Raw genomic sequence first — 25,881 nt, 5'->3', positions numbered from 1 at the left:
TGCGCCAATCATGAAGGGTGAAGGCATGGCGCGGTCCGGGATCGATTATGGAAAGATGATGCATCGCGCGATGCAGGGGCTGATCGCCGAGGTTCTGGACGATATCTCGACGCATGGCCTGCCGGGGGAACATCATTTCTTCATCACCTTCGACACGCGCGAAGAAGGCGTCGAAATGGCCGACTGGCTGCGCGAGCGTTACCCGGAAGAAATGACCATCGTCATCCAGCACTGGTTCGAAAACCTTAACGTCGATGACGAGGGGTTCACCATCACCCTGAACTTCGGCAACTCGCCCGAGCCGATGCGGATTCCCTTCGACGCGCTGCGCACCTTTGTCGATCCCTCGGTGGAATTCGGCCTGCGATTCGAAACGCAGGACGCCGATGAGGACGACGAGGATGAAGACGAAGACAGCGACGAAACCGGCGGCGATGATTCGCCCGACGACGATCCTCCCGGCGGCGGTGAGGTCGTTCAGCTTGACCGCTGGCGCAAATAGACTTCGGCCAACGTCATGGGCATTTTCAATGGCTTGTCCGGCTTTCCACTGACCCCCACGGATACGGTCGGCAAACTGGATGCCGACGCCTTCCGCCGCCTTCTTGCACATCTTGCGGGCGCCCGCGCTGACGGCCACGGCCTCGACAGCATCTGCATTCTGGGCAGCACCGGCACCTATGCCTATCTGACCCCGGACGAACGGATGCTGGCCGCAGAGGCCGCCATCGACCAGATCGGCGAACAGCTTCCGGTCATCGTCGGCATAGGCACATTGCGGACCGATGATGCGGTCAGACTGGCCCGCCATGCCGACGACGCCGGTGCCAATGGTCTGCTGATGGCTCCCATGTCCTACACGCCCCTGACCGAGGCCGAGGTCTTGGCCCATTACGCCGCGGTTGCCGGGGCGACGAACCTGCCGCTTTGCATCTACAACAACCCCTCGACCACGCATTTCACCTTCACTCCCGCCCTGCTGCAACGCCTCGCCGCGCTGCCGACGATTGAGGCGGTGAAGATGCCCCTGCCCGCCGATGGCGGTTTCGAGGTCGAGATCGCGAACCTTCGTGCCGACCTGCCGGACGGCTTCATCATCGGCTATAGCGGTGACTGGGAATGCCCCGACGCCTTGCTGGCCGGGGCGGATAGCTGGTTCAGCGTCATCGCCGGGCTTTTGCCGGAACCGACCCTGAAACTGGCCCATGCCGCGATGCGGGGCGACGCGGCTCAGACCGCACGCCTGCAAGATTGCTTCTCGCCGCTCTGGGCGCTGTTCCGGCAATATGGCAGCCTGCGCGTCGTCTATACGGCAGCCAATCTGCTGGGCATCACGACCGCCCAGCCCCCGCTGCCGATCCAGCCGCTGCCACAGGACCAACATGCCACCCTGCAAGAGGCGCTTTCGACCTTGAATGCAGCCTGACCGGCGCATGATAGCGCCAGCATACATTGGCATACGAATTGCAGATCCCGCGCCGGGGGGCTAAAACCCCGGCGAAACCGCGAGGGATATAGCGATGACCAACACCCGCACCGAAACCGACAGCTTCGGCCCGCTCGAGGTGGACTCCTCGAAATACTGGGGCGCGCAGACGCAGCGCTCGATCATCAACTTCCCGATTGGCTGGGAACGTCAGCCGGTGCCGATCATTCGCGCGCTTGGCGCGATCAAGCTGGCGGCGGCGCGGATCAATCAGGCGCATGGCGATCTGGACTCCGGCATCGGCAAGGCGATGGAACAGGCCGCGACCGAGGTTTTCGAAGGCAAGTTCGACGACAACTTCCCGCTGGTCGTCTGGCAGACCGGCTCGGGCACGCAGTCGAACATGAACGCGAACGAGGTCATCTCGAACCGCGCCATCGAGATTCTGGGGGGTGAGCTTGGCTCGAAAAAGCCGGTCCATCCGAACGACCATGTGAATATGGGCCAGTCCTCGAACGACACCTTCCCGACCGCCATGCATGTCGCCATCGGCATGATGGCCCGCGACGTGCTGATCCCCGGCCTTGAAAAGCTGCACAAGGCGCTGGTCGCAAAGTCGAATGAGTTCAAGGACATCATCAAGATCGGCCGCACCCATACGCAGGATGCGACGCCGCTGACGCTGGGCCAGGAATTCGGCGGCTATGCCCATCAGGTCGCCAAGGGGATCGAGCGGGTCAAGCTGGCCCTGCCCGACATCTACGAACTGGCGCAGGGCGGCACCGCGGTCGGCACCGGGCTCAACACCCGCAAAGGCTGGGACAGCGAAATCGCCGCCGAGATCGCCAAGATCACCGGCCTGCCTTTCGTCACCGCGCCGAACAAGTTCGAGGCTTTGGCCGCCCATGACGCGATGGTGTTCTTCTCGGGCGCGCTGAAGACGGTGGCGGCATCGCTGTTCAAGATCGCCAATGACATGCGCCTGCTGGGTTCCGGCCCCCGTTCGGGTCTGGGCGAGCTGATCCTGCCCGAGAATGAACCGGGTTCGTCGATCATGCCGGGCAAGGTCAACCCGACCCAGGCCGAGGCGCTGACCATGGTTTGCGCGCAGGTGATGGGCAATGACGCGGCGGTGACCTTTGCCGGATCGCAGGGCCATTTCGAACTGAACGTCTATAACCCGATGATGTCCTATAACGTGCTGCAAAGCATGCAATTGCTGGGCGATGCGGCGTCCAGCTTTACCGACAACATGGTCGTCGGGACCGAGGCGAACATCGCCCGGATCGACAAACTGATGAAGGAATCGCTGATGCTGGTGACGGCTTTGGCTCCCACCATCGGCTATGACAACGCCACCAAGGTCGCCAAGACCGCGCATAAGAACGGCACCACTTTGAAGGAAGAGGCGGTCGCGCTTGGCTTTGTGGACGAAGAAACCTTCGATCGCATCGTTCGCCCCGAGGACATGATCGGCCCGAAAGGCTGATCTTCTTCCGGCACCTGACCGGGCGCGGCTGTCAAAACGGCCGCGCCTTTTTCCTGCGAAATCATGCCACCGCCCCGCGCGCTTGGATTTCGCACGGATTTCCTGTTACCCTGACGCAGACGCCACCGCCGCCGGTCGAGACATGAACAAGATCGTCAATCTGAAACAGGTCCGCAAACAACGCGACCGCGCCGAACGACGGGCGGCAGGCGATGCCAATGCGGCGAAGTTCGGCGAGGCCAAATCCGAACGCAACGCTCGCAAGGCCGAGGCAGAACGCGCCACCCGCCAGCATGAGGGCCACCGGCAGCAGGATCATGATTGACCTGCCGCCCCTGACGCCGCCGATCAAGCGTTCGGTGACGATCGACGGCCATCGCACTTCGGTCTCTCTTGAGGACGCATTCTGGCTGATCCTCGGACAACTCGCCCGCCAGCGCGGGGTGACGCGCGGCAATCTGATCGCCGCAATCGACCATGCCCGCCAGCCCGAGGTTGGCCTTGCCACCGCGCTCCGCCTTTTCGTTCTGGCCGAAGTTCAGCGCGACTGAACATCCCCACGCAACACCCAGCGTTCGCAAGCTGTGTACAGCCTGTGTACGCCTTGTGCATGCGCGGTGTACGCCCCGTGCAGCAAAACACCCAGCATTTGCTGGACTAAACCACACAGCCGCTTCTTCGTTGCAAAAATACCGAATGCAACGCCCGCACCCGTTGCGCAGGGCTCAAATGGCCGCCGCCTCGTCCTCGGCAATCGGCACATCAAGGCTCGACCGCGCCAGCGCCGCGATCAGGTCGGTCCGGGTGACGATACCCACGATCTGCCCGCCATCCAGCACCGGCACGGCATCGCAGCTTCCATCCGCCATCTTCGCCAGAAGCGAGGAAATCGGCGCATCCGGCTGGGTCTGCGGGACATTCACCGCCATCACCTCCGAGGCCAGAACCGGCTTGTCGCGCGCTCCGTCAAGCAACCGCGTCATCGCGACAGAGAACCGCTCGCGATGACCGAAACCCTCGTCCCGAGCCTTACGGATCAGGTGAATCTGAAAGATCACGCCCAGAAAATTCCCATCCGCCGCGACCACCGGCAACGAGGTAAAACCGTGCCGCCGGAACAGATCCGCAACCTCGGTCAGCGTGGCATCCGGCCCCACCGTCACCAGATCGCGCGACATGATATCCCGCGCCTCCAACGGCCCCGCCCTGCGCCCCGCCGCCTGAATTTCCGCCGCTGCGATCAGCCGCGCCAGATCCTCGACCCCAAGGTTCAGCGACTGCCGGTAGCGCGTCAGAATGCCCGTCAGTTCCTCCTCGGTCAGCCCCAACCGCTCGACCGGCTCATGATCAACCGTGCCGCGCGCATTGGGATCATCGAACTGCCGGAACGGATAGCGACGCCCCGTCATCCGCGCATAGGGAATGGCCACCAGAACCAGCACCGCCGTTCCAAGCGCGACCGGGCTCAGCACGAACCAATAACCCAGTTCACGCACCACATCCGGGCTCAGCGCGACGGTCATCGCCACCGCGCCCCCCGGCGGATGCATCGCCCGCGCCGCGATCATCGCCGTGATCGCGCCGCCCACCGCCAGCGGCACCCGGAAGATCGGCTCGGGCACCAGCAGGCAGATCGTCACCGCAACCGTCGCCGCGATAGAACTGCCAACCACCGTGGACCATGGCTGTGCCAGCGGCGAACTCGGTGCCGCAAAAAGCAGCACCGCCGAGGCACCGAACGGCGCGATCAGATACAATCCCAGCTGCAGATCGACCTGCACCGAAAAGACCAGCAAAACCGCAACGCTCAGGCCCACCAGCGCGCCCAAACCCGCCCGCAGGGCCTCGACCCATGAACCTGCCGGGATGACAGGCCCAATCGCCTTCAATGCACTTTTCGCAAGCAGAACCACGGCAGATTGCTCTTTTATGAGGCACGTTCAGATGCGCCGTTATCCCCGCATCCGCGAGGATTGCAAGGCATCAGAACGTCGTTCCGTCATCCAGCCACGACATGACTGCGCGACGGCCCGCGAAGGATCGGGAACCGCTGCTACTTCTCGCCCGGTCTGAACGCCTTCACCTGTCGCGGGTCGGTCTCGATCCGCGCCGCGCCGATCAGGTCGAGGCAATAGGGCACCGCTGCGAAGACCGCGTTCAGGCAGGTGGCGATGGCCGAAGGCTTGCCGGGCAGCGTGATGATCAACGCGGCATCGCGGATCACCGCCGTCTGTCGCGACAGGATCGCCGTCGGCACCTCGGCCAGCGAGGCCCGGCGCATCTCCTCACCAAAGCCGGGAAGCTCTTTCTCGGCGACATCCGCGACAGCCTCGGGCGTCTGGTCACGCGGCGCGGGGCCGGTGCCGCCGGTAACAAGGATCAGGTCCGCGCCGTGCTCGACCAGTTCGCGCAGTTTCGAGGCGACACCCTCACGACCATCGGGCACGATATGGCGGGCGATTTCCATCGGCGAGGTGATCACCTCGCGAAGCCAGCTTTCGGCGCCGGGACCGCCCTTGTCCTCGTATTCACCGCGCGCGGCACGGTCCGAGACGGTGAGGATGGCGATACGGGCGGGACGGGTCATGCGAACAGCTTTCGTTGGGACAGGGAAAGTCTGGCGGAGAGGCGCGGGAAAGGAAAGTGCCGCTGCGACTTCGGCTCAAGAGAGCTGAGGGCATTGCCCGACCGCGGGTGGGCACAGCAACGCTCGTATTTGACACTTTATCGTGCCACCCCGTCGAACTTTTCTGTAGTGCGAAACCTCACCGAAGTGCCCGCCCGTCCGGGCGGTCGGGCACTGCCCGGCGTCGCCTGAAGGCGACTTGATTCCGGGCGAACTCTCTCTTGAACGAAGCGGTTTGGTGAGATGCAGCCAAAGAAAAACCCCGCCAAGCTTGGGCTGGCGGGGTTCTGTGTCGGTAAAGGCGGGCTTATTTTACCCGCGCATTCCGGTTCGCCACCAGCTTCAGCCGCAGCGCGTTCAGCTTGATGAAGCCCGCCGCGTCCTTCTGATCATAGGCGCCAGCGTCGTCCTCGAAGGTGACATGAGCCTCGGAGTAAAGCGACTGATCGGACCAGCGACCCACGCAGGTCGCCAGACCTTTGTAAAGCTTCAGACGCACCGTGCCTGAGACATGCTCTTGCGATTTGTCGATCAGCGCCTGCAGCATCTCGCGTTCGGGGCTGAACCAGAAGCCGTTATAGATCAGCTCTGCATAGCGCGGCATCAGGCTGTCCTTCAGGTGGCCCGAGCCGCTATCCAGCGTGATCTGTTCGATGCCGCGATGCGCTTCCAACAGCACGGTGCCGCCCGGCGTTTCGTAAATCCCGCGTGATTTCATGCCGACAAAACGGTTCTCGACGAAGTCCAGACGACCGATGCCATGCTTGCCGCCAAGCTCGTTCAGGCGGGTCAGGATCGTGGCGGGCGACATCGCCTCGCCATTGATCGCGACCGCATCGCCCTTTTCAAACGTGACTTCGATGAATTCAGGCTCGTTCGGCGCATCCTCGGGGTTGACGGTGCGCTGATAGACGTAATCCGGCGCGGCCTCGGCAGGGTTTTCCAGCGCCTTGCCCTCGGACGAGGTGTGCAAGAGGTTCGCATCGACGCTGAACGGCGCCTCACCGCGCTTGTCCTTGGCAATCGGGATCTGGTTCGCTTCGGCAAACTCGATCAGCTTGGTGCGCGAGGTCAGATCCCAGATCCGCCACGGCGCGATCACCTTGATCGAGGGGTCCAGCGCATAGGCCGACAACTCGAACCGGACCTGATCGTTGCCCTTGCCGGTCGCGCCATGCGCCACGGCATCGGCGCCGTGCTGATGTGCCAGTTCGACCAGCCGCTTCGAGATCAGCGGCCGCGCGATCGAGGTGCCCAGCAGATACAGCCCCTCATACAGCGCATTGGCGCGGAACATCGGGAAGACGAAATCGCGGACGAATTCTTCGCGCAGATCTTCGATATGGATATTCTCGGGCGCGATGCCCAAAAGCTCGGCCTTGGCGCGGGCCGGTTCCAGTTCCTCGCCCTGCCCCAGATCGGCGGTGAAGGTGACGACCTCGCAGCCATATTCGGTCTGCAACCATTTGAGGATGATCGAGGTGTCGAGCCCGCCCGAATAGGCAAGGACGACTTTTTTCGGCGCGTCGGACATGCGGTTTACCCTTTGTCGAATTTTCGCAGGGAATAGGCCCATTCGCGCGTTGTCACAAGAGCATGCGACAGATAATGCTTTGCGACATTCATTCAGGATCTTACCATGCTGGCGCTCCGCATACTGAAACATTCCTTTCTGCAATTGATCGGCAACTGGCGGCAGGCGCTGGCGATCTCTTTCTTGCCAATGCTGTTGCAGGTTCTTGCAGGCGCAGGAGCTCTTGCTTTCATTACCACGCGGAAGCCCCAGATCGATGCCACGCAGATCAGCACGTTCGGCGATATGATCCTGCCGATTATTGCCTTTGCGCTGATCTTCGCACTGACGACCATCTGGATCGCGGTGAATTGGCACCGATACGTGCTGCTGCATGAACGGCAGGGTCTGCTGCCGGGCTTCAAGGGTCGCCCGGTCTGGAAATATGCGATTTCAATGCTTGCCATCGGGCTTATCATTATCCCGGTCCTCTTGGCGTTCGGCTTCGTCGCGGGTGCGCTTCTGGGTATGTTACAGTTAGGCCTGGCAGCGACCGTCTTGATCAATCTGATCTTCGCGGCGCTTCTGATGACCCTGGTCCTGCGCCTGTCGATCGGTCTTCCGGCTGCGGCAATCGGAGCTCAACAACCTATCACCATCGCGTGGCGCGAAACCATCGGGGCGACGGGCACGCTCCTTGCCCTCGCACTTTTCATGACGGCACTTCAGTTACTGTTCGATCGGTATCTGTTTTCCATCCTGATCTTTAACCTTGGTCTGGGGGTCATACCGACGCTGGTCTTGCAACTGGTCACTTACTGGTTCTGGATGCTGTTGAGCCTGTCGATCCTCACCACCCTTTACGGCTATTTCGTCGAGAAACGTGAGCTGCGCTGACAGGCATCAAAGGACCGCATCATACAAGCTGTCAGCGCCGGTGATCTGGTCGGGGATGCCATCAGGCAGGTCATTCGTCAGCCCTGACAAGTCCTGCACCTGATGGCGCTTATCTGGCTGCTGCAACTGCTCGACTTCTTTGGCGACGGCTCGATGCTTCCTGACGAGGGGTTGGAGTTTCTGGGCATCCCTAAGGGCAGCAACGCCGTGTCGAGTATGATCCTGCTTATCGCCATCTATCGATCGGTGACGCCGAAAGGTGCAGCATCGGCGGTTTCATGATCGGCCAAAATCCTCTTATCGCGCAGCAGCGCCCTCACCGATAGATTGAGCCGGGACATTGTCCTGAAAAAACGGCGATTTACCGATGCTTGCGCTCCGAATTTTAAAGAATGCCGTGCTGGAGATCTTTGTGGATTTCCTGCAGACGCTGAAAATATTCCTGCTGCCATGCTTCATCATGATCGCTGCATTCGTGATGACGCTGATGGTGATGTCTGCCGATCCTATCGGCTATTCCCCGAAGCTGGGCATTGTCACGCTGATCGCCATCGGCGCTTTCTGCCTGCTATGGAGCGCGGTCAACTTTCATCGGAAAATCCTGCTGAGCGCACAGATCGGTTGGGTCCCACCCGTGCATTTTCGCGAGATGCTGAGCTATGGGATCATGTGCATCCCCTTCCTGCTGATCCTTGGCGCGCTGCTTTTCTTCGCTGGCACGCTGGCCACGCATATCGTGCCCTTCGGCATGCCCGGCTGGTGGTATTGGGCCTCGGCCTATATGCTGGCGGTGTATCTGGTGGTGACGATCCTCAGCCTCTACCTGTTCTCGCAACTGCCCGGCCTTGCGATTGGCGAGCATCTGCAACAAGTCTTCCGGCGCGGCAGCGGGGCGCGGGGCACCCTGGCCCTGATCGCCGTCATCGTCATGGTGGCGGGGATAACTGCGACCACGACCGAAGATATTCTGCTCAGTGTCCTCTTCCCCGATACCGACCACCTGCCTTCAAAGATGCTGCTGGTCGCACTGGCGGGCTATCGGCTGCTTTGGCTGATGGTCAGCGTCATAATCCAACTCAGTCTGGTGACGACGCTTTACGGATATTACGGTAAAGGCAGGCCATTGCGCTGATCCGTTGCGGCGGGCCTTGCCAAAGCCGCACTTTCGCGGCATGGGCTGACCCATGGAAAACTTTGTCGCCTCCGTCCGTCAGGCCGAGGCCGCGCTTCGCGACCTGTTCGAGCCTACCCCGTTGCAGCGCAACGACCATCTGTCGGCGAAATATGGCGCCAACATTTGGCTGAAGCGCGAAGATCTGACCCCCGTCCGCAGCTACAAGCTGCGCGGCGCTTTCAACGCCATGCGCAAACAGGTCCACCCCGGTGCCGCGACCAACGCGCATTTCGTCTGCGCCAGCGCCGGCAACCATGCTCAGGGCGTGGCCTATGCCTGCCGCCATTTCGGCGCCAAGGGGACGATCTTCATGCCGGTCACCACGCCGAAGCAGAAGATCGACAAGACCAAGATTTTCGGCGGCGACGCAATCGAGATTGTCCTGACCGGCGACTATTTCGACCAGACCCTCGCCGCCGCGCAGGCTTTTGCGGTCCAACACGAGGCGACCTTCCTGTCGCCCTTCGACGCATTGGATGTGATCGAGGGACAGGCCACGGTGGCGCTGGAAATGCTTGAACAGCTTGGCACCGCGCCGGATTTGGTGGTGCTGCCGGTCGGCGGCGGCGGGCTTGCCTCAGGCGTGACCCGCTATCTGGCAGAGCTTTCGCCGGACACCCGCTTTGCCTTTGCCGAGCCTTTGGGCGGAGCCAGCCTTCAGGCCGCGTTGGAGACGGGTGCCCCCGTCGCCCTGCCCGCGGTTGATAATTTCGTCGATGGCGCGGCCGTCGCCCGGATCGGTGCGTTGCCGTTTGAAATCCTTCGCCGCTTCCGTCCCTCGGACGTGCATCTGGCCCCCGAGGATCGTATCTGCCGCACCATGCTGGAAATGCTGAACACCGAGGGGATCGTTCTGGAACCGGCAGGCGCGCTCGCCGTCGATGTGCTGGAGGATCTGGGCGATCTGGCAGGCAAGAACGTGGTCTGCGTCTGTTCGGGCGGGAATTTCGATTTCGAACGCCTGCCCGAGGTGAAGGAACGCGCGCTGCGCTTTACCGGGATAAAGAAATACTTCGTCCTGCGCCTTCCGCAACGCCCCGGAGCTTTGCGCGATCTGCTGGAGCTGATGGGTCCGCATGACGATATCGCGCGGTTCGAATATCTGAAGAAATCGGCGCGGAATTTCGGCTCGATCCTGATCGGGATCGAGACGAACGATCCCTCGAACCTGACCACCTTCACCCAACGGATGAAGCAATCCGGTTTCGATTATCGCGACATCACCAACGATGAGTTGCTGGCCGAACTTCTGGTCTGACCCTATCTGATCGCATCTCGCGGCCCCGTCACGGGCCGCGATTTACCCGATATTTACGGCCCTGGGCGTAAGACGGGTGTATGAAAAACGCGAATCAGTCCTCCTCCTCGCTCCACATGACCAAGACCGCTCCGGACAATGTCAGGACGGTTCTTCTGGTCGATGACAATGCCGATCGGCGTCACCTTCTCCGGTCGCAGCTTTCCGCATCCGGCTACAACGTCCTGCAGGCGGATTCCGGGGCAGAAGCCCTGTCGATGGCGCGTCGCGTCGATCCGGATTTTCTAGTGGCAGACTGGGATTTGCCCGGCCTTACCGGACCGGAACTGTACCTCGCCTTTCGCGATCTGCCCCGCAAAAGCTATGGCTATGTCATCCTGATGACCTATGCGCGAGCGCATTCCGAAATCGCCCGCGTGCTGGAGATCGGCGTCAATGATGTGCTGACGACCCCGATTGCGCCGTTCCAGCTTCTGACCCGCCTGATGGCGGGCGAACGGGTGTTGCGGATCGAAAGCGAACTGCGCGACAGCAATGCCCGGCTGAACGAAACACTGCAAACATTGCGGCAGGCGCAGGACGCGATGGAGCGTGATATGCGCGACGCCCGCAAGCTGCAGCAGGGTCTTGTCCGCGAACGGACCGGGCGGTTCGGGCAGATGCACATGTCGGTGCTTTTGCGTCCAGCCGGTCATATCGGTGGCGATCTGGTGGGCTTCTTTCCCATCGGCAAGGATCGTGTCGGCCTCTATGCGCTGGACGTATCCGGCCATGGTGTCGCGGCGGCGCTGCTGACGGCGCAGCTATCCGTGCATCTTTCCGGCTCATCCGAACAGAACGTGGCGCTTCGCGCTGCGCAGACGAATTCTGCCGCTGCTCCGCCGTCCTCGCTGGCGCATTTCTTCAACAACATGATGCTGGAGGAGATGCGGACCGATACCTATTTCACTATGGTTTACGGCGAACTGAACCATGTCACGGGCCGGATGAATATGGTTCTGGCCGGTCATCCCCTGCCCCTGCTGCATCGCAAATCAGGAGAGATCGAAAGCCTTGGCATCGGCGGCATGCCGATCGGGCTTATGGAAAACCCTGTCTTCGACGAGATCGAGGTCCAGCTTGAACCGGGCGACCGGCTGTTGCTCTGCTCTGATGGCATTGTCGAGGCACAGGACCGTAACGGTACGCTTTTGGGGGATAAGGGGCTGAATGCGATCATGCACACGAACGCCTATCTGTCGGGGCATTCCTTCCTTGAATCGATGGCGTGGTCGGTATCGGAATTCTGCAATGGCGAAAGACAGGACGACATTTCCGCCCTGCTGATCGAATATCAGGGCTCGGGCGAACAAGTCGCTTTCCCGCGACGCTGACAGGGCGCAAGGCGTCGTATCGTCACCAGCCCCTTAAAGACCGCGCGTGCCGCAGAAAGGCGCGCGATCCGGGGTCCACAATCGCCGTATCCGCCTGATCCGGGGTCATCCAGACAGCGCGGTGATGGATCTCCGACGGCTCGCCCAGCCGGCGCAACGGACGGGCCAACCAGATCTGACACAGCTTTTCGGCGTGAAAACCATAATCGGGCATGAAGCAGAACCGGCGATAGGAGCCCAGATACCGCGCCTCTCCGATAGACCAGCCGGTCTCTTCGAAGACCTCGCGATGCAGCGCCGTGATCCCGTTCTCGCCGGGGTCCAGACCGCCGCCCGGCAACTGAAATTCAGGTTCGGGCTGGGCCTGATGGGTCAGCAACAAACGACCATCGCGATACAGAATGGCATAGGCGCCCGGTCGGCGACGATAGTGCAGGCCCGGCCTTGGCGCATTGCCGTATCTTGGTATCATCGTCGCCCCGTCCTGCAACTCTTTCCCTGAACCCGTTCCCTCTACTGCGGAAAGCGGGACGGGGGAAGCCGGGCACTGCCGGGCTGGCCCCTTGGGATCGCGCGCGAATACCCTATATTGGGCGGGAACAGGCCGCCCTTGCGCTGGCCACAAGAGTCTTCAAGGATATGCCATGAGCAAAATCAACCAGATCGCCTGGGACGACACGGTTCTGCCGTTCCAATTGGACCGCTCGAACATCCGCGGCCGCATCGCGCGGCTGGATGGCGTGCTGGACCATATCCTCTCGCGCCACGACTATCCCGCCCCGGTAAGTGCGTTGGTGGCCGAACTTGCGCTGCTGATGGCGCTGATCGGCCCGACGATGAAACTGCGCTGGAAGCTGAGCCTGCAGGTCCGTGGCAGCGGCGCGATCCGCACGATCGCCGCCGATTTTTACGCACCCGAAGCTGACGACAAGCCCGCCCGCATCCGCGCATGGGCCAGTTTCGACGCCGACCGGCTGGATAACAGCGCCCCGTTCGACCAGATCGGCGAAGGCTATTTCGCGATCCTGATCGATCAGGGCGAAGGCACGCAGCCTTATCAGGGCATCACCCCGCTTACCGGCGGTTCTCTGTCGGCCTGTGCGCAGACCTATTTCGCGCAGTCCGAGCAGTTGCCGGCCCGGTTCCAGCTTGCCAGCGGCTATTCGCGCCTGTCGGGCGAGGCCGGGCATTGGCGTGCGGGCGGCGTCATGCTGCAAACGCTTCCCGGTGAGCCGATGGACGCTGGAAAAGGCGGCAGCGGTGAAGGCGGTCTGATCGAAGCTGCGGACATCCTGCAGGGCGCGGAATCCGAGGACTGGAACCGTGCCAATATCCTGCTGGATACGGTCGAGGTGCTGGAACTGATCGGTCCTTCGATCGGGCCGACCGATTTGCTGCTGCGTTTGTTCCACGAGGAAACCCCGCGGGTCTTTGACACGCAGCGGGTGGAATTCGGTTGCTCCTGTACGTCGGACCGGGTGCGCGACACGCTGTCGATCTATTCGGCCAAGGATATCGCGCATATGACGACCGACGACGGCATCGTCACCGCTGATTGCCAGTTCTGTGGCGCGCATTACGAATTCGATCCGCAGAGCCTTGGTTTCGAGGCGACGGTCGATGCCGAAGGCAAGCCGCTGGAATCCGTGGACAGCGAGGACAAGGCAGAGAAGTGACGGTCGAGTGGTCTGAACACATCTTGCGAAAGGCGCTGTCGCAACCGGCAACGGCCAGTTCGGACTTTGACCTGAACCCTGAATTTGCACCGCCGGCGGGGACATTGCGCCCCGCCGGGGTGCTGGCGGCATTCCATCCCGACGACGGACGGCTGATGCTGACCAAACGCGCCTCGGGCCTGCGTCACCATCCGGGTCAGATCTCGCTGCCCGGCGGCAAGGTTGATCCCGGCGACGCCGACGAGACCGCTGCCGCATTGCGCGAAGCCTGGGAAGAGGTCGGGCTTCAGCCCGACGCCGTCGAGATCATCGGCCATCTGCCACCGCACAGCACGGTGACGGGCTTTCTGATCTCGCCTCTGGTCGGTCTGATCCGGGGTCCCTTCACCCCCCGCCGCGAACCCGGCGAGGTTGACGAAATCTTCACCCTGCCCTTCTCGCATATCGCCGATCCCGCCAGCTACCGGATCGAGCGACGCCCGTGGCGAGGCCAGTGGCGCAGCTATTACATCGCACCCTATGGTCCCTATTATCTCTGGGGCGCAACGGCACGGATGCTGCTGGGACTGGCCGAACGGGTGCGCGCATGACCGTGATCCCTGCAACCATCCTGTCCGATCCCGCCTTGATCGCGGTTCTGGACATGATCGAACAAGGCGGGCACCGCGCCTATCTGGTCGGCGGGGCGGTCAGGAATGCGCTGCTGGGCGTCACGGTAGACGATATCGACATCGCGACCGATGCCCATCCCGAAGAAGTGGTCGCACTTGCCCGCGCGGCACGGTTGAAGCCGGTTCCGACCGGCATCGACCACGGCACCGTCACCGTCGTCAGTGAGGGCATTGGCTTCGAGGTCACCACCTTCCGCCGCGATGTCGAAACCGATGGCCGCCACGCCACCGTCGCCTTTTCCGGCGAACTGGCCGAGGATGCAGCGCGGCGCGATTTCACCATGAACGCGCTTTACGCGGATCGCACGGGCCGGGTGATCGACCCGGTCGGTGGCATCCCCGATCTGCACGCCGGTCGGCTGCGTTTCGTCGGCGACCCCAAGGCGCGGATCGTTGAAGATTACCTGCGCATCCTGCGCTTCTTCCGCTTTTTGGCGTGGTATGGCCGCGAGGCCCAGCCCGAGGCCATCGCCGCCTGCGCCGAACTGCGCCCCGGTTTGGACCGGATCGCGAAAGAGCGTATCGGCGCCGAAATGCGCAAACTGCTGTCGGCACCCAATCCCGCACCTGCGATTGCACTGATGGCCCAGACCGGGGTGCTGGTCCAGATCCTGCCTGGCGCCGATCCGTCACATCTTGCGGCGCTGATCGCTGCTGAAGAGGATGCGCCGCCCAACTGGTCACGCAGATTGGCCGCGCTTGGTGCGGATGATCCTGCCGGGATGCTGCGGCTGTCACGGGGCGAGGCAAAGGCGCAGGCCGTGCTGAGCGACGCCATCGCCGCGAAACCGGGGCTTGACGCGGCAGGCTATCATCTGGGGCTTGAGACCGCGACGGATCTGGCGCTGATCCACATTGCGCAGGGCGAGGCGCTGCCCGAAGGTTGGCGCGAGCGGTTGGCGGATGCGGCCTCGTCGCCTTTGCCGATCTCGGCGCGGGATCTGTCACCGCCATTGACCGGGAAGGCGATCGGGCGTGGATTGCAGGCCGCCGAAGCGCTGTGGATCGCAAGCGGCTTCAAGACCCCCGCACCGGCGCTGATCGACGCCGCATTGCTTGCCGGAGAGGAAGAATGAGCCTGCATCAACGTCTTGGCCGCATGATCGACGCCTTCCGCCCGGCGGACGGCCCGCCGCCGAATACGCTTCTGGCGTTTTTTCGGTGGTGCCTGTCCGGCGCGTGGGGCGGGCTGACGCTGGCGGCGGTGGCCTCGGCCCTTGGCGGGGCGGCAGATGTCGGGGCGGCGGTGCTGTTGGGCATCGTCGTCGATGCGGTGGCTTCCGGCAGTGCCGAGACGTTCTGGGCCGACAGCGCCATGGCCGTTGCCATCTTCGCCGGCTTCTTCCTGATCATCCGCCCGATCATCTTCGGCTTCTCGACCGCGACCTCCAGCGTGATCGTCGGCCCGAACATCATGCCGCTGGTCCTGTCGCGCATCCATCGCTGGACCATGGGCCATTCCGTCACCTTCTTCGACAACGACTTCGCCGGGCGGCTGGCACAGAAGCAGATGCAGACCGCCCGCGCCGTCACCGATGTCGCGACCGAGATGGTCAACGTGGTGGCCTTTGCGCTGGCCTCGGTCCTTGGCTCGGTGGCCTTTCTGGTCGGCGTCGATCGATGGGGCGCGGTGGCACTGATCCTGTGGCTGCTGGCCTATCTGTGGCTGATCCGCTTCTTCCTGCCGCGCATCCGTTCGAAATCCGGGGCACGGGCTTCGGCGCGGGCGATGGTGACCGGGCAGGTCGTCGATACGATCACCAATATCAAGACGGTCAAACTGTTCTCGCATGCCGAGCATGAGGACCGCGAAGCGCTGAGCGCGATGGCGGGCTTTCGCGAAAGGGCGCTGGATTTCGGCGTGATCAGCAGCGCGTTCCGGGCGTCGCTGATGATCATCGCGGGCATTCTGCCAGTGATCCTTGTCGGCGGCTCGATCATCCTGTGGCGCGACGGGCTGGCAACGCCGGGCGATGTGGCGACTTCGGGCGCGATTGCGATGCGGCTGTCGCAGATGACCGGATGGGTCAGCATGGCCCTGATGGGTATGTGGGGCAGTATCGGCGAGGTCGAGGACGGCATGCGAACGCTGTCGCCGCCACATTCGCTGACCGACAAGCCCGGCGCCAACGCGCTGTCGCGGGTGCAGGGGCGGGTCGATTACGACCATGTGGGCTTTGCTTATGGCCGCGACGAAGGTGGGCTGCGCGGGATCGACCTGCATGTGAAACCCGGCGAGAAGATCGGCATCGTCGGTGCCTCGGGTGCGGGGAAATCGACAATGGTGGCACTGCTGCTGCGGCTTTACGACGTTGAAAAGGGCAGCATCCGTATCGACGGGCAGGACATCCGCGAGGTGACGCAGGAAAGCCTGCGCCGCCAGATCGCGATGGTCACGCAGGAAACGGCGATGTTCAACCGCTCGGCCCGTGACAATATCCGCTATGGCAGCCCCGACGCCACGCAGGAACAGATCGAGGCCGCCGCGCGCGCTGCCGAAGCGCATGACTTCATTCTTGGCCTGCGCGATTTCACCGGACGGCGGGGCTATGACGCGCATCTGGGCGAGCGGGGGGTGAAGCTGTCGGGCGGACAGCGGCAGCGGATCGCATTGGCCCGCGCTTTCGTGAAGGATGCACCCATTCTGGTGCTGGACGAGGCGACCAGCGCCCTGGACAGCGAAGTCGAGGCGCAGGTGCAGACCGCGCTTTCCCGCGCGATGAAGGGCAAGACGGTGCTGGCGATTGCGCACCGGCTGTCCACCATTGCCGAGCTGGACCGGATCATCGTCATGGATGCAGGCGAGATCGTTGAACAGGGCACGCATGAGGAATTGCTGGCGCTGGACGGGCTTTATGCACGCTACTGGAACCGTCAGTCGGGCGGCTTCCTTGGCACGCAGGAGGCCGCGGAATGAGCCTCTGGCGCGTAGAACGTCTGGGCCGCAAGGGGGACGGCGTCGCAGTCGGCGAGGACGGGCGCGCGCTGGCCGCCCTGACCCTGCCCGGCGAGGAGATTGAGGGCGAGGCGGTCGATGGCCGTATTGCCGCGCCGCGGATCGTGACACCGTCATCGCAGCGAGTGAAGCCGATCTGCGGGCATTTCCGCGCCTGCGGGGGCTGTTCGCTGATGCATGCCTCGGAAGGGTTCACGACCGACTGGAAGCGGCAGGTGGTCGTCGCAGCGCTTGAGGCGCGCGGGTTGGCCGCGACGGTCGAGGCGCTTCATGTCTCGCCCCCGCGCTCGCGCAGGCGGGCGGTCCTGTCGGGGCGGCGGACGAAGAAGGGCGCGTTGCTTGGCTTTCACGCCCGCGCCTCGGAGGTTATCGTCGATCTGACCGATTGCCACGTCATGCGGCCCGAGATCACGGCAGCGCTGCCCCTGCTGCGACGGATCGTCGTGGCAGGCGTGTCACGCTCTGCCGAACTGACACTGACGGTGATCCACGGGCCTGCCGGGCTGGACGTGGCGGTGACAGGCGGCAAGCCGATGGATGCGGCGCTGTTCCAGACGCTCGCGGCTTTGGCCGAAGAAGGCGATCTGGCGCGGCTTGATTGGGACGGTCAGCCGATCACCCGCCGAACGCCCGCTTTGCCCTTTGGCCGCGCGCTTGTTGTGCCGCCGCCCGCCGCGTTTCTGCAGGCGACCGCCGAGGGCGAGGTAGCGCTGTTGAACGGGGTCATGCGCCACACCGAAGGAGCCAGCCGGATCGTTGATTTGTTCGCCGGATGTGGCACGTTCAGCCTGCCCTTGGCGGCGCGGGCGCAGGTTCACGCGGTCGAGGGGCTGGGCACGCCGCTGGCCGCGCTGGATGCGGGATGGCGCACCGCGCCGGGCTTGAACCGCGTCACCACCGAGATTCGCGACCTTGCCCGCAACCCGCTTCTGCCCGACGAGCTTAACCGCTTTGACGCAATTGTGATCGATCCGCCACGGTCTGGGGCCGAGGCGCAATGCCATCAGATCACGAAATCCGGCGTCCAAAGCATCGCTTTCGTCGCCTGCGATCCGGTGAATTTCTCAAGAGATGCGCAGATTCTCGCCGATGGCGGGTTTAAGCTGGAAAATCTTTCCGTCGTGGATCAGTTCCGTTGGTCGCCGCATGTCGAAATTGTCGCGAAATTTGCCAGAAGCTAGTCAAATCACTGGATTCTATGCTATTCGGTAGAGAATAAAAAAACCGAAGAAACGTCAGAGGCAGTGATGTATCGCGCAGACCGACGAACGGTGACCTTTTCGCTGCTGGCTCTGCTGGCGGCGTGTGGAAAGCCGGAATCCAAGTTCCGGGGCTATAGCGGCCCCCCCGTCACGCAGATCGTGGTCAATAAAGGCCCGCGCAGAATGTATCTGCTGAGCGGTCAGACCGTGTTGAAATCCTACGATATCGGCCTTGGCAACCAGCCGGTCGGTCACAAGCAGTTCGAAGGCGACGGCAAAACGCCTGAAGGGGTCTATTTCATCGACCGCTTCAATCCGCGCAGCCGCTATCATCTGTCGGTCGGTGTGTCCTATCCGAACGATCAGGACCGTGCCTTTGCGACAGCCGTGGGTCGCAGGCCGGGCGGGGACATCTTCATCCATGGCTGGGGGCCGGAAGGCAATCGCTTCGCGCCGAACAACCGCGACTGGACGGCGGGCTGTATCGCCGTGAAGGACGAAGAAATCGAAGAGATCTTCGCCATGGTGCAGGGCGGTATCCCGGTGGTGATCAACGCCTGATCAACCGCATCGCCGGGCGGGCCGCGCCTAGCCCGGCAAGGTCAGAACCATCGCTCCGCGATCGGTCACGACCACCGTATGTTCATATTGAACGACCGGGGCGGGCGGCTCGCCGTAAAGGGTCCAGCCGTCATCGCCCTCATTCGCCCAAAGCGCGCCTTTGGACAGGAACGGCTCGACCGTCAGCACCAGACCTCTGTTCATGCGGCGCTTGTCACGGTTGTCGGGCCAGGTCGCGATCTCCTGCGGATATTCGTGCAACGACCGGCCAACGCCGTGGCTCGCCAGATTGCAGATCAGCGTATAGCCGCGCGCCGAGGCAAAGCGCCCGATGGCCTTGCCGATCCCCGAAATCGGCTTGCCGCTGCCGACCTGGTCTATACCGATCTGCATGGCCCGCTTGCCGTCGCGACACAACCGGTCCAGCTCCGGGCTGACCTGCCCTACCCGCCAGGTCGCGCCGGTATCGGCATAAAGGCCGTCCTTCGAGGCAGACACGTCGATATTGATCAAATCCCCCGCCGCGATCACCCGGTCGCCGGGGATGCCATGGGCGATCTCTTCGTTCACGCTGATGCAGGTGGCGCCCGGAAAGCCATAGGTCGATTCCGGCGCCGGGACCGCGCCTTCGCGCTCCAGCATGTCACGACCGATCTGGTCCAACTCGCGGGTCGTCATTCCCGGCTCGATCGCTTTCGCCATATCGCGCATGGTATTGGCGACGATCCGGCCGATCACCTTCATGCCCTCAAGCTCTTCCTGTTGGGTGATGGTCATGCGCTGCCTTTCCTGAAACGACCCGGCATTCTTACGAAAAAGAAAAGCCCCGTCAAAGCGGGGCTGTTTCCGGTCGGGATCAACGGCTCAACTGCCGGTCAGCAGCGTCCACCACAACTTGCCCGAGGGTTCCTGATACCAGGCCAGACCCAGACTGGTCGCCGCCGGGTCCATGATGATGTCGCGGGTGTCCCGCATGGTCATCCACGCATTCAGCGTCTGGATGTCATTTTCATAGGTTTCCGAGATATTCTCGCCGATGATATGGCCCATATATCCCTGCCGCCGGGCGCGATCCAGCGGCGAAGACCCGTCCGAGCCCCAGTGCCACGCCCGGTTCTGCGCCGACATATCCCGCGAATGCGCCATCGCCGCCGCGGAAAGCTGTGGGTTCAGCATAAGCTGCGAAGACCCAACATTCCCCCGCAACGTGTTGATTTGCTGCAACACGCGCTGCGGAATTACCTCAGATTCTCGGGCATCGATGGCATGGGAAACCGGCAGCGGCTGCCCGTCCGGCGTCAGTTGCGGGACGCCGCGCGGTGCACAGGCCGTCAGTCCGACCAGCGACAGTGTCGCAATCACCTTGAAATTCAACATCTAGTCGCCATCCCTCGCTTTTCTTTGCCGCAAGATCTACCGAATGGCCCTTCGCCCTTCAAACGCAATAATGCGTGAGCAGCGAAGGTTGTGGCAGCGTTGCAAGCCGGCTTCAGTTTGAATTGCCGGAATCGCGCGGGCAGACTATATAAATCCAACCCCTTGAGGCAGAGTAGCAAGGCCGTCCGTAAGAACGGCTGTTCCGAACGAAGGACATTCTCCGATGAGCAAATCACCTGCTCTGAATCGTCGTGCTTTCCTTGGCTCGGCTGTAGCGCTTGGCGCAGCCGGTCTGGCGTTGCCATCCTTTGCGCAGCAGATCGACCCTTATACCGGCCAGCCCATCTATGGCGGCGGTCCGACCTATGACGGTGCGACAGGCGCAACGATGGGCGCGACGCCGGATGCCGGTCAGGTGCAATACGACAGCGCCGCCGATCAGCGGCACAATATCTCCAGCTTCCATGCGCAGGACTGGCGGCCGCATTTCTCGAACCTGACCAATGGTGCGATCCTGTGCGATCTCACCTCGCGCGCGGTGCATTACTGGTCCGAGGATGAAAGCATCTATCACGTCTATCCGTCCTCGATCCCGGTCAGCGCAGACCTGACGCGGACCGGCCGGACCGAAATCATCAAGAAGGTCGAGGGTCCAAGCTGGGCGCCCACGCCCGAGATGAAGGCCCGCAACCCGGAATGGCCGGATTTCGTCCCGCCCGGACCGGACAATCCCTTGGGCACCCATGCATTGTGGCTGGGCTGGCAGTATTACCGCATCCACGGCACCCACGACACGCGCAAGATCGGCCGGAAATCCTCGAACGGCTGTATCGGGCTTTACAACGAACATATCGCCCAGTTGTTCGGACTGGCGAAGATCGGGACGCAGGTTCTGGTCCTCTGACCACTTGCCGACCCGCTGAACGAAAAAGAGGCCGCAATGCGGCCTCTTTTTGTTTGCGGTTCAGGCTGATTTTCAACCGGGCAATTCGGGGTCTTCGCCGGGCTTGGTGGTGAACACGTCCGCCCATTCCGGGTGCTTGGCATATTGCGCCCGGACATAGGGGCACAGCGGGATGATCACGAAGCTGTTCTCGCGCGCGTCGTCAATCAATGCCCGAACCAGCGCAGCAGCAGCACCCGTGCCGCGAAGGGCGTCGGGCGCGCCGGTATGATCGGCGCTGATCTTTCCGGGGCCGCGATTGGTGAAGACCAGTTCGGCCTCGGCATCGATGCCCTCGACCCGGGCAACATATCGGCCATGCCGCCCGTCGAGGTCTTCCTTGGTTACCGTAATCTCACTCATCTCACTCACCTTTCATCCACTCTTCGGCAATGCTCAGATCGGCCTGCGACAATTCATGCCCGGCCTCGGCCACGCGGGCGTCCAGATTGGCCCCGGACGCGGCCAGCCATTCGTTCAGGCGCGGCGCATAGGGGCCATAGGGGTCGCGCGCGCCGGTCACGGTCAGCATCTTGGTCCCGGCCAGATCGACCTGCGGCAGATCGTCCAGAACCGCCATCGGTCGCAGCATGATCGCGCGCCGGATCAGGCCCGGATGCAAGGCCATCACCGCCCCGGCAAAGTTCGCGCCGTTGGAATATCCCATCACGGTGATCTTTTCCGGGTCCAGACCATAGGCCGCGATCGCGCCTTCCCAGAAGCCTGCGAAAGCCTCGGCCTCGGACTTGATGTCGTCCTGATCGAAGGTGGTCATCGAATTGCGGCGAAAGAACCGCGCGATGCCTTCTTCGGTCGAACGGCCACGCAGCCCCAGCAGCGTCGCATTTGGCGCGATGCGATGGGCCAGCGGCATCAGGTCGGTTTCATTCCCGCCAGTGCCGTGCAGCAGCAGGATCACCGATCCGTCGGGCGCGTCGGGCTGACGCAGTTGATGCACGAAAGGTAGATCTCTCATGGGAATCCTCTCCTCGCCCGGTCGGGCAAATTGCGGTAACCGGACACGCAGATCCTGCGTGTCTTCGAAATGTGGCGGGATCAGCAGCTTGCGGCCAAGCTGATCCGGGGCTTCGTCAATGGCCATGCCGGGGCCGTCCGTCGCGATCTCGATCAGCGTCTCACCCGGCTCGCGGACATAAAGCGAGGTGAAATACTTGCGGTCATGCCAGGTCACATCGCCCGCATTCCGACCGGCAAGCGCCACCCGCTTTTCCTCAAGCTCATCGACATCGGCCACCCGCAGGGCGACGTGATCGATCACCCCAGTCCCCTGAATGCCCGGCACGAAGCCCGAGGCATCGCGGATATCCAGAACATCCGTGTCCGAGATCAGGCGCGTCACGCCACCCTCGACCGCATCCTGACGATAGCCGAAGCGGCCAAGGAAGCTGACGGTCTGTTCGGGAACCTCGCTCCAGATGGTGACGGCGCGCAGCCGGGTGGGCGCGGCGGGCCAGCCGGTATCGGGAATATCGGTGCCGACCAGCTTGACGATGATCCCGTCGGGGTCTTTCAGCCGCAACACCGGCTCGCCGAATTCGCGCGACGGGCCCTCGATCCGCAGACGCTGCTGCATGGCGCGGGTCAGCCAGTCGCCGATCCGGCCACGCGGGATCGCCAACGAGATTTCGGCCACCTGTCCGTGGCCCACGCGCCCTGTTGCGCCCTTCTGCCAGACCAGAAAGCTGATGAGGCTGCCGGGATTGCCTTCGGGATCGCCGTAAAACAGGTGCAACTGTTCGGCATCCTCGAAGCCGCCGGTTTGCTTGACCAGCGACAACCCTATGAAACCCATCCAGAAATCGACATTCGCCTGAACGTCGCGGGTAAGGGCCGTTACGTGATGGATACCGCTGGTCATGACACTCCTGCCTTCATTGAACGAACTCTGCAAAGATGCGGTTCCCCGCTGCCGGGCGCCATCGGGACGGGCCGCAACCCCGCGTTCGGCGATCCCGAACGCTTTCCCCCTTGGCCCCGGACCTCTTTCGTACATACCATTGATCACAGCGACGCGAAGCCAATCAAGGAGAAGCGTGATGAGTTGGAACCCCGCGCTGACGCCAGGTTGCCCCGACGAAATCGGCACCGACGCCATCGAGACGCTGATCATTCCCCGGTCCCGCGATCTGGGCGGGTTCGAGGTGCGCCGCGCCCTGCCCGCCCCGAAACGGCAGATGGTCGGCCCGTTCATCTTCTTCGATCAGGCCGGCCCGGCCGAGTTTCTGACCGGCCAGGGCATCGACGTGCGCCCGCATCCGCATATCGGGCTGGGCACGGTCACCTATCTCTATCGCGGCGATTTCCACCACCGCGACAGCATCGGCAGCGATCAGATCATCCGCCCCGGCGCGCTGAACTGGATGGTGGCGGGCAAGGGCGTCACCCATTCCGAACGCACCTCTGCCGAGGGTCGCGCGGGTCCGCACAGTCTGTTCGGCATCCAGACATGGATCGCCCTGCCCGAACATTGCGAGGATATGACCCCGATTTTCGAACATCACGGCAAGGAAGAACTGCCCGAGATCGCCGATCAGGGCATCAATGCCCGGCTGATTCTTGGCCGCGCCTATGGCGAAACCGCCCCGGCGACGCTGTATTCGGACACCTTCTATCTGGACGTGGTCCTGCAACCGCGCACCCTGTTTCCGCTGCCAAGCGATCACGAGGATCGCGGCATCTATATCACCGAAGGCTCGGTCACCATTGCCGGGCAGGAATTTCAGGCCGGGCAGATGATGATCTTCCGCCCCGGCGATCAGATCACCGTCCAGTCGGGCGACCGCGGCGCCCGGCTGATGGCGCTTGGCGGCGAGACGCTGGGCGGGCCGCGTTACATCTGGTGGAACTTCGTCGCCTCGTCCCGCGAAAAGATCGAAGAGGCGAAACGCGAATGGCGCGAGGAACGTTGGGGCTTGGGACAATTCGACCTGCCGCCCGATGATCGCGATGAACATATCCCGCTGCCCGATTAAGGCCCGATTAAGGAGAGACCCGTGACGATCAAAACCCCCGACGCCATCCGCAGCTTCTGGTTCTCGGAAGAGATGAAGCCCTATTGGTTCGACAAATCGGAAGAGATCGACCGCAAGATCATCAGCGAATTCGGCGAGACCTATGAGGCGGCGGCACAGGGAAAACTGCCCGGCTGGCTGGACAATGCCGATGACGCGCTGGCGCTGATCATCACGCTGGACCAGTTTCCCCGCAATATGTTCCGCGGCTCTCCGCGCAGCTTCGAAAGCAACGACCTTGTGCTGGAATATGCGCGCGAGGCGCTGGATCGCGGCTATGACCAGCAGGTGGATGAGGATGCGCGGACCTTCTTCTACCTGCCCTTCATGCATAGCGAGGATCTGGCCGATCAGGAACGATGCGTGAAGCTCTATGAGGCACTGGGCAGTGACTACAGCCTGAAATTCGCTGTCGAGCATCGTGATATCGTCAAAGAGTTTGATCGCTTCCCGCATCGAAACGCAGTTCTGGGTCGCGAGAACACCCCGGAAGAGACCGAGTTTCTGAAAACCCATACCGGCTTCTGATGCTGCCGGTCTTCTACGCCCCCGAATCCGAGGCTCATGACCCGCAGTTCTGGATGCTGCGGGGCGTGCCCTCGACCAACAAGGAACTGCCCGAACGCGCTCATCGCCTGTTGGCCGGGCTCGCGCGTCTGGGCCTGACGCCGCAATCACCTCCCGTGGCGGATCAGGCTGCGCTCCGGCAGGTGCATACGCCGGACTATCTGGCCTTCCTCGAAACCGCATGGGCCGAGTGGCAAAAGATGCCCAATGCCGGGCCAGAGGTGGTGCCGAACCTGCATCCGCAAAAGGACCGCCACCATTATCCCGCAGGCATTACCGGGCGCGCGGGCTGGCATCTGTCCGATACCGGCTGCCCCTTGGGCCAACACACATGGGCCGCCGCCCTGCGCGGGGCTGATACCGCGCTGGCCGCTGCGGCTGCGGTGCGCGATGGTGCGCCCGCCGCCTACGCGCTGTGCCGCCCGCCCGGCCATCACGCGACGGCGGATAATGCGGGCGGGCATTGTTTCCTGAACAATTCGGCCATCGCCGCGCAATCCCTGCTGGATATACATCCACGCGTTGCTGTGCTGGACATCGACGTTCATCACGGCAACGGCACGCAAGAGATTTTCTACGACCGCGCCGATGTGCTGACCGTTTCCGTCCATACCGATCCGTCGAATTTCTATCCGTTCTTCCTTGGCTATGCCGATGAAACCGGATCAGGCGCGGGCGAAGGTTTCAACCTCAACCTGCCCTTGCCGCAAGGTAGCGGCGACGATCTGTGGCTCGCCACCATCGACAAGGCGCTGGCCCGGATCGCCGATTTTCAACCCGGCGTTCTGGTTCTGGCGCTTGGGCTGGACGCGCATGAAAACGACCCGTTCAAGGGAATGAAGGTGACGACAGCCGCCTTCACCCGCGCCGCCGAGCTTATCCGGGCGGCGGGCCTGCCCACGGTAATCGTGCAGGAAGGCGGCTATCTGTCCAACGACCTCCGCGACAATATCGAGGCATTCCTGCGTCCGTGGACCTAGCGAAGCCAAGAACCGCAACTCATCCCTAGGTGGTACATCTAGGTCATGTTGACGAATGGCGGAGCCATAGCCTGATGCAGGCGACGTCTACGAAGCCGAGGAAACTGTCTGCAGTTTTGTCGTAGCGGTTTGCCAGCCGGCGGCTGTTTTTCAGCTTGTT

General features: G+C 62.7%; 28 protein-coding genes and 1 pseudogene. 20 read left to right on the top strand and 9 right to left on the bottom strand.

The window, feature by feature from the left end:
* Positions 1-25 precede the first annotated feature (25 nt).
* The 5 genes from JJJ17_RS13530 (at position 26) to JJJ17_RS13510 (ending at position 3,466) form a co-directional block, all read left to right on the top strand.
* Positions 26-502, top strand: a complete 477-nt coding sequence (locus tag JJJ17_RS13530) for an SspB family protein (RefSeq protein WP_200687663.1) — start codon at positions 26-28, stop codon at positions 500-502.
* 15 nt (positions 503-517) lie between these two features.
* Positions 518-1,426, top strand: a complete 909-nt coding sequence (locus JJJ17_RS13525) for a dihydrodipicolinate synthase family protein (RefSeq protein ID WP_200687357.1) — start codon at positions 518-520, stop codon at positions 1,424-1,426.
* A 94-nt stretch (positions 1,427-1,520) separates the two neighbouring features.
* Complete coding sequence (gene fumC / locus JJJ17_RS13520; RefSeq protein WP_200687355.1) at positions 1,521-2,915, top strand: class II fumarate hydratase; 1,395 nt, start codon at positions 1,521-1,523, stop codon at positions 2,913-2,915.
* Between the two features lie 142 nt (positions 2,916-3,057).
* A complete protein-coding gene (locus JJJ17_RS13515) occupies positions 3,058-3,240 on the top strand; it encodes a DUF4169 family protein (protein ID WP_200687353.1) in 183 nt (60 codons plus the stop codon).
* A complete protein-coding gene (locus tag JJJ17_RS13510) occupies positions 3,233-3,466 on the top strand; it encodes a ribbon-helix-helix domain-containing protein (RefSeq protein ID WP_200687351.1) in 234 nt (77 codons plus the stop codon). Before JJJ17_RS13515 ends, JJJ17_RS13510 begins: the two co-directional genes overlap by 8 nt.
* A 174-nt stretch (positions 3,467-3,640) precedes the next feature.
* On the opposite strand, the gene JJJ17_RS13505 is transcribed toward JJJ17_RS13510, so the two are convergent.
* The 3 genes from JJJ17_RS13505 to JJJ17_RS13495 all read right to left on the bottom strand — a co-directional run bounded on the left by JJJ17_RS13505 (position 3,641) and on the right by JJJ17_RS13495 (position 7,075).
* Positions 3,641-4,828 carry an HPP family protein gene (locus tag JJJ17_RS13505; RefSeq protein WP_325168811.1) on the bottom strand — a complete coding sequence of 396 codons (1,188 nt, stop codon included), beginning with the start codon at positions 4,826-4,828 and terminating at the stop codon, positions 3,641-3,643.
* Positions 4,829-4,968: 140 nt separating this feature from the next.
* Positions 4,969-5,502 (bottom strand): molybdopterin adenylyltransferase, encoded by a 534-nt coding sequence (gene mog, locus JJJ17_RS13500; RefSeq protein ID WP_200687349.1) that lies wholly within the window; start codon positions 5,500-5,502, stop codon positions 4,969-4,971.
* 346 nt (positions 5,503-5,848) lie between these two features.
* A complete protein-coding gene (locus JJJ17_RS13495; protein ID WP_200687347.1) occupies positions 5,849-7,075 on the bottom strand; it encodes an argininosuccinate synthase in 1,227 nt (408 codons plus the stop codon).
* Between the two features lie 105 nt (positions 7,076-7,180).
* On the opposite strand from JJJ17_RS13495, the gene JJJ17_RS13490 reads away from it, so the two are divergent.
* The 5 genes from JJJ17_RS13490 to JJJ17_RS13470 all read left to right on the top strand — a co-directional run bounded on the left by JJJ17_RS13490 (position 7,181) and on the right by JJJ17_RS13470 (position 11,756).
* A complete protein-coding gene (locus JJJ17_RS13490) occupies positions 7,181-7,951 on the top strand; it encodes a hypothetical protein (protein WP_200687345.1) in 771 nt (256 codons plus the stop codon).
* Between the two features lie 102 nt (positions 7,952-8,053).
* Positions 8,054-8,233 (top strand): hypothetical protein, encoded by a 180-nt coding sequence (locus JJJ17_RS13485; protein ID WP_200687343.1) that lies wholly within the window; start codon positions 8,054-8,056, stop codon positions 8,231-8,233.
* A 115-nt stretch (positions 8,234-8,348) separates the two neighbouring features.
* Positions 8,349-9,083: a hypothetical protein gene (locus JJJ17_RS13480; protein ID WP_200687342.1), complete on the top strand. Its 735-nt coding sequence runs from the start codon at positions 8,349-8,351 to the stop codon at positions 9,081-9,083.
* Positions 9,084-9,135: 52 nt separating this feature from the next.
* Positions 9,136-10,383, top strand: a complete 1,248-nt coding sequence (gene ilvA, locus JJJ17_RS13475) for a threonine ammonia-lyase IlvA (RefSeq protein WP_200687340.1) — start codon at positions 9,136-9,138, stop codon at positions 10,381-10,383.
* A gap of 116 nt (positions 10,384-10,499) precedes the next feature.
* Positions 10,500-11,756, top strand: coding sequence for a PP2C family protein-serine/threonine phosphatase (locus JJJ17_RS13470; RefSeq protein WP_200687338.1), 1,257 nt, complete (start codon positions 10,500-10,502; stop codon positions 11,754-11,756).
* Positions 11,757-11,778: 22 nt separating this feature from the next.
* On the opposite strand, the gene JJJ17_RS13465 is transcribed toward JJJ17_RS13470, so the two are convergent.
* Entirely contained in the window at positions 11,779-12,228 is a 450-nt protein-coding gene (locus JJJ17_RS13465; protein ID WP_200687336.1) for an NUDIX domain-containing protein, read from the bottom strand.
* A gap of 172 nt (positions 12,229-12,400) precedes the next feature.
* Between JJJ17_RS13465 and hslO the strand changes: the two genes are divergently transcribed.
* From hslO to JJJ17_RS13435, 6 genes are all read left to right on the top strand, one after another.
* Positions 12,401-13,432, top strand: coding sequence for an Hsp33 family molecular chaperone HslO (hslO, locus tag JJJ17_RS13460; RefSeq protein ID WP_200687335.1), 1,032 nt, complete (start codon positions 12,401-12,403; stop codon positions 13,430-13,432).
* Entirely contained in the window at positions 13,429-14,022 is a 594-nt protein-coding gene (locus JJJ17_RS13455; RefSeq protein ID WP_200687333.1) for an NUDIX hydrolase, read from the top strand. Before hslO ends, JJJ17_RS13455 begins: the two co-directional genes overlap by 4 nt.
* Positions 14,019-15,179: a CCA tRNA nucleotidyltransferase gene (locus JJJ17_RS13450; protein ID WP_200687331.1), complete on the top strand. Its 1,161-nt coding sequence runs from the start codon at positions 14,019-14,021 to the stop codon at positions 15,177-15,179. The genes JJJ17_RS13455 and JJJ17_RS13450 overlap by 4 nt, the downstream gene beginning before the upstream one ends.
* Positions 15,176-17,020 (top strand): ABC transporter ATP-binding protein, encoded by a 1,845-nt coding sequence (locus tag JJJ17_RS13445; protein ID WP_200687329.1) that lies wholly within the window; start codon positions 15,176-15,178, stop codon positions 17,018-17,020. Before JJJ17_RS13450 ends, JJJ17_RS13445 begins: the two co-directional genes overlap by 4 nt.
* Positions 17,017-18,240: a class I SAM-dependent RNA methyltransferase gene (locus JJJ17_RS13440; RefSeq protein WP_200687327.1), complete on the top strand. Its 1,224-nt coding sequence runs from the start codon at positions 17,017-17,019 to the stop codon at positions 18,238-18,240. Before JJJ17_RS13445 ends, JJJ17_RS13440 begins: the two co-directional genes overlap by 4 nt.
* 66 nt (positions 18,241-18,306) lie before the next feature.
* On the top strand, positions 18,307-18,822 hold the full coding sequence (locus JJJ17_RS13435; protein WP_200687325.1) for a L,D-transpeptidase family protein: 516 nt from the start codon (positions 18,307-18,309) through the stop codon (positions 18,820-18,822).
* Positions 18,823-18,849: 27 nt separating this feature from the next.
* On the opposite strand, the gene map is transcribed toward JJJ17_RS13435, so the two are convergent.
* Complete coding sequence (map, locus tag JJJ17_RS13430; protein ID WP_200687324.1) at positions 18,850-19,599, bottom strand: type I methionyl aminopeptidase; 750 nt, start codon at positions 19,597-19,599, stop codon at positions 18,850-18,852.
* 87 nt (positions 19,600-19,686) lie between these two features.
* Positions 19,687-20,199 (bottom strand): divisome-associated lipoprotein DalA, encoded by a 513-nt coding sequence (dalA, locus tag JJJ17_RS13425; RefSeq protein ID WP_200687322.1) that lies wholly within the window; start codon positions 20,197-20,199, stop codon positions 19,687-19,689.
* A gap of 223 nt (positions 20,200-20,422) precedes the next feature.
* On the opposite strand from dalA, the gene JJJ17_RS13420 reads away from it, so the two are divergent.
* Complete coding sequence (locus tag JJJ17_RS13420) at positions 20,423-21,103, top strand: L,D-transpeptidase (RefSeq protein ID WP_200687320.1); 681 nt, start codon at positions 20,423-20,425, stop codon at positions 21,101-21,103.
* A 72-nt stretch (positions 21,104-21,175) separates the two neighbouring features.
* Here the strand turns inward: JJJ17_RS13420 and JJJ17_RS13415 are convergent, their stop codons facing one another.
* The gene (locus JJJ17_RS13415; RefSeq protein WP_200687319.1) at positions 21,176-21,505 is read right to left on the bottom strand and encodes a GNAT family N-acetyltransferase; all 330 of its coding nucleotides are present in this window, start codon (positions 21,503-21,505) and stop codon (positions 21,176-21,178) included.
* Position 21,506: 1 nt separating this feature from the next.
* Positions 21,507-23,021, bottom strand: coding sequence for a VOC family protein (locus JJJ17_RS13410; protein WP_200687317.1), 1,515 nt, complete (start codon positions 23,019-23,021; stop codon positions 21,507-21,509).
* A gap of 178 nt (positions 23,022-23,199) precedes the next feature.
* Between JJJ17_RS13410 and JJJ17_RS13405 the strand changes: the two genes are divergently transcribed.
* From JJJ17_RS13405 to JJJ17_RS13395, 3 genes are read left to right on the top strand one after another with little or no spacing between them, the layout of a single operon-like run.
* Positions 23,200-24,135 carry a pirin family protein gene (locus JJJ17_RS13405; RefSeq protein WP_200687315.1) on the top strand — a complete coding sequence of 312 codons (936 nt, stop codon included), beginning with the start codon at positions 23,200-23,202 and terminating at the stop codon, positions 24,133-24,135.
* 21 nt (positions 24,136-24,156) lie between these two features.
* Positions 24,157-24,702, top strand: a complete 546-nt coding sequence (locus tag JJJ17_RS13400; RefSeq protein WP_325168810.1) for a DUF924 family protein — start codon at positions 24,157-24,159, stop codon at positions 24,700-24,702.
* Positions 24,702-25,721: a histone deacetylase family protein gene (locus JJJ17_RS13395; RefSeq protein WP_325168809.1), complete on the top strand. Its 1,020-nt coding sequence runs from the start codon at positions 24,702-24,704 to the stop codon at positions 25,719-25,721. The genes JJJ17_RS13400 and JJJ17_RS13395 overlap by 1 nt, the downstream gene beginning before the upstream one ends.
* A 43-nt stretch (positions 25,722-25,764) precedes the next feature.
* On the opposite strand, the pseudogene JJJ17_RS13390 reads toward JJJ17_RS13395, so the two are convergent.
* A pseudogene (locus tag JJJ17_RS13390) lies at positions 25,765-25,881 on the bottom strand (IS5/IS1182 family transposase); the annotation flags it as partial.

This window comes from Paracoccus caeni, from assembly GCF_016629665.1.
Lineage (GTDB): Bacteria > Pseudomonadota > Alphaproteobacteria > Rhodobacterales > Rhodobacteraceae > Paracoccus > Paracoccus caeni.
This window is presented reverse-complemented; position numbering and strand designations above follow the sequence as displayed.

Excerpts from the sequence above, each read along its gene's own strand:
- JJJ17_RS13525 (WP_200687357.1), top strand. The coding sequence starts at position 518 with ATGGGCATTTTCAATGGCTTGTCCGGCTTTCCACTGACCCCCACGGAT.
- JJJ17_RS13440 (WP_200687327.1), top strand. The coding sequence starts at position 17,017 with ATGAGCCTCTGGCGCGTAGAACGTCTGGGCCGCAAGGGGGACGGCGTC.
- JJJ17_RS13515 (WP_200687353.1), top strand. The coding sequence starts at position 3,058 with ATGAACAAGATCGTCAATCTGAAACAGGTCCGCAAACAACGCGACCGC.
- JJJ17_RS13490 (WP_200687345.1), top strand. The coding sequence starts at position 7,181 with ATGCTGGCGCTCCGCATACTGAAACATTCCTTTCTGCAATTGATCGGC.
- JJJ17_RS13465 (WP_200687336.1), bottom strand. The coding sequence starts at position 12,228 with ATGATACCAAGATACGGCAATGCGCCAAGGCCGGGCCTGCACTATCGT.
- JJJ17_RS13495 (WP_200687347.1), bottom strand. The coding sequence starts at position 7,075 with ATGTCCGACGCGCCGAAAAAAGTCGTCCTTGCCTATTCGGGCGGGCTC.
- ilvA (WP_200687340.1), top strand. The coding sequence starts at position 9,136 with ATGGAAAACTTTGTCGCCTCCGTCCGTCAGGCCGAGGCCGCGCTTCGC.
- fumC (WP_200687355.1), top strand. The coding sequence starts at position 1,521 with ATGACCAACACCCGCACCGAAACCGACAGCTTCGGCCCGCTCGAGGTG.
- dalA (WP_200687322.1), bottom strand. The coding sequence starts at position 20,199 with ATGTTGAATTTCAAGGTGATTGCGACACTGTCGCTGGTCGGACTGACG.
- JJJ17_RS13450 (WP_200687331.1), top strand. The coding sequence starts at position 14,019 with ATGACCGTGATCCCTGCAACCATCCTGTCCGATCCCGCCTTGATCGCG.
- mog (WP_200687349.1), bottom strand. The coding sequence starts at position 5,502 with ATGACCCGTCCCGCCCGTATCGCCATCCTCACCGTCTCGGACCGTGCC.
- map (WP_200687324.1), bottom strand. The coding sequence starts at position 19,599 with ATGACCATCACCCAACAGGAAGAGCTTGAGGGCATGAAGGTGATCGGC.
- JJJ17_RS13410 (WP_200687317.1), bottom strand. The coding sequence starts at position 23,021 with ATGACCAGCGGTATCCATCACGTAACGGCCCTTACCCGCGACGTTCAG.
- JJJ17_RS13405 (WP_200687315.1), top strand. The coding sequence starts at position 23,200 with ATGAGTTGGAACCCCGCGCTGACGCCAGGTTGCCCCGACGAAATCGGC.
- JJJ17_RS13445 (WP_200687329.1), top strand. The coding sequence starts at position 15,176 with ATGAGCCTGCATCAACGTCTTGGCCGCATGATCGACGCCTTCCGCCCG.
- hslO (WP_200687335.1), top strand. The coding sequence starts at position 12,401 with ATGAGCAAAATCAACCAGATCGCCTGGGACGACACGGTTCTGCCGTTC.
- JJJ17_RS13415 (WP_200687319.1), bottom strand. The coding sequence starts at position 21,505 with ATGAGTGAGATTACGGTAACCAAGGAAGACCTCGACGGGCGGCATGGC.
- JJJ17_RS13420 (WP_200687320.1), top strand. The coding sequence starts at position 20,423 with ATGAGCAAATCACCTGCTCTGAATCGTCGTGCTTTCCTTGGCTCGGCT.
- JJJ17_RS13530 (WP_200687663.1), top strand. The coding sequence starts at position 26 with ATGGCGCGGTCCGGGATCGATTATGGAAAGATGATGCATCGCGCGATG.
- JJJ17_RS13485 (WP_200687343.1), top strand. The coding sequence starts at position 8,054 with ATGGCGCTTATCTGGCTGCTGCAACTGCTCGACTTCTTTGGCGACGGC.
- JJJ17_RS13510 (WP_200687351.1), top strand. The coding sequence starts at position 3,233 with ATGATTGACCTGCCGCCCCTGACGCCGCCGATCAAGCGTTCGGTGACG.
- JJJ17_RS13470 (WP_200687338.1), top strand. The coding sequence starts at position 10,500 with ATGACCAAGACCGCTCCGGACAATGTCAGGACGGTTCTTCTGGTCGAT.
- JJJ17_RS13435 (WP_200687325.1), top strand. The coding sequence starts at position 18,307 with ATGTATCGCGCAGACCGACGAACGGTGACCTTTTCGCTGCTGGCTCTG.
- JJJ17_RS13395 (WP_325168809.1), top strand. The coding sequence starts at position 24,702 with ATGCTGCCGGTCTTCTACGCCCCCGAATCCGAGGCTCATGACCCGCAG.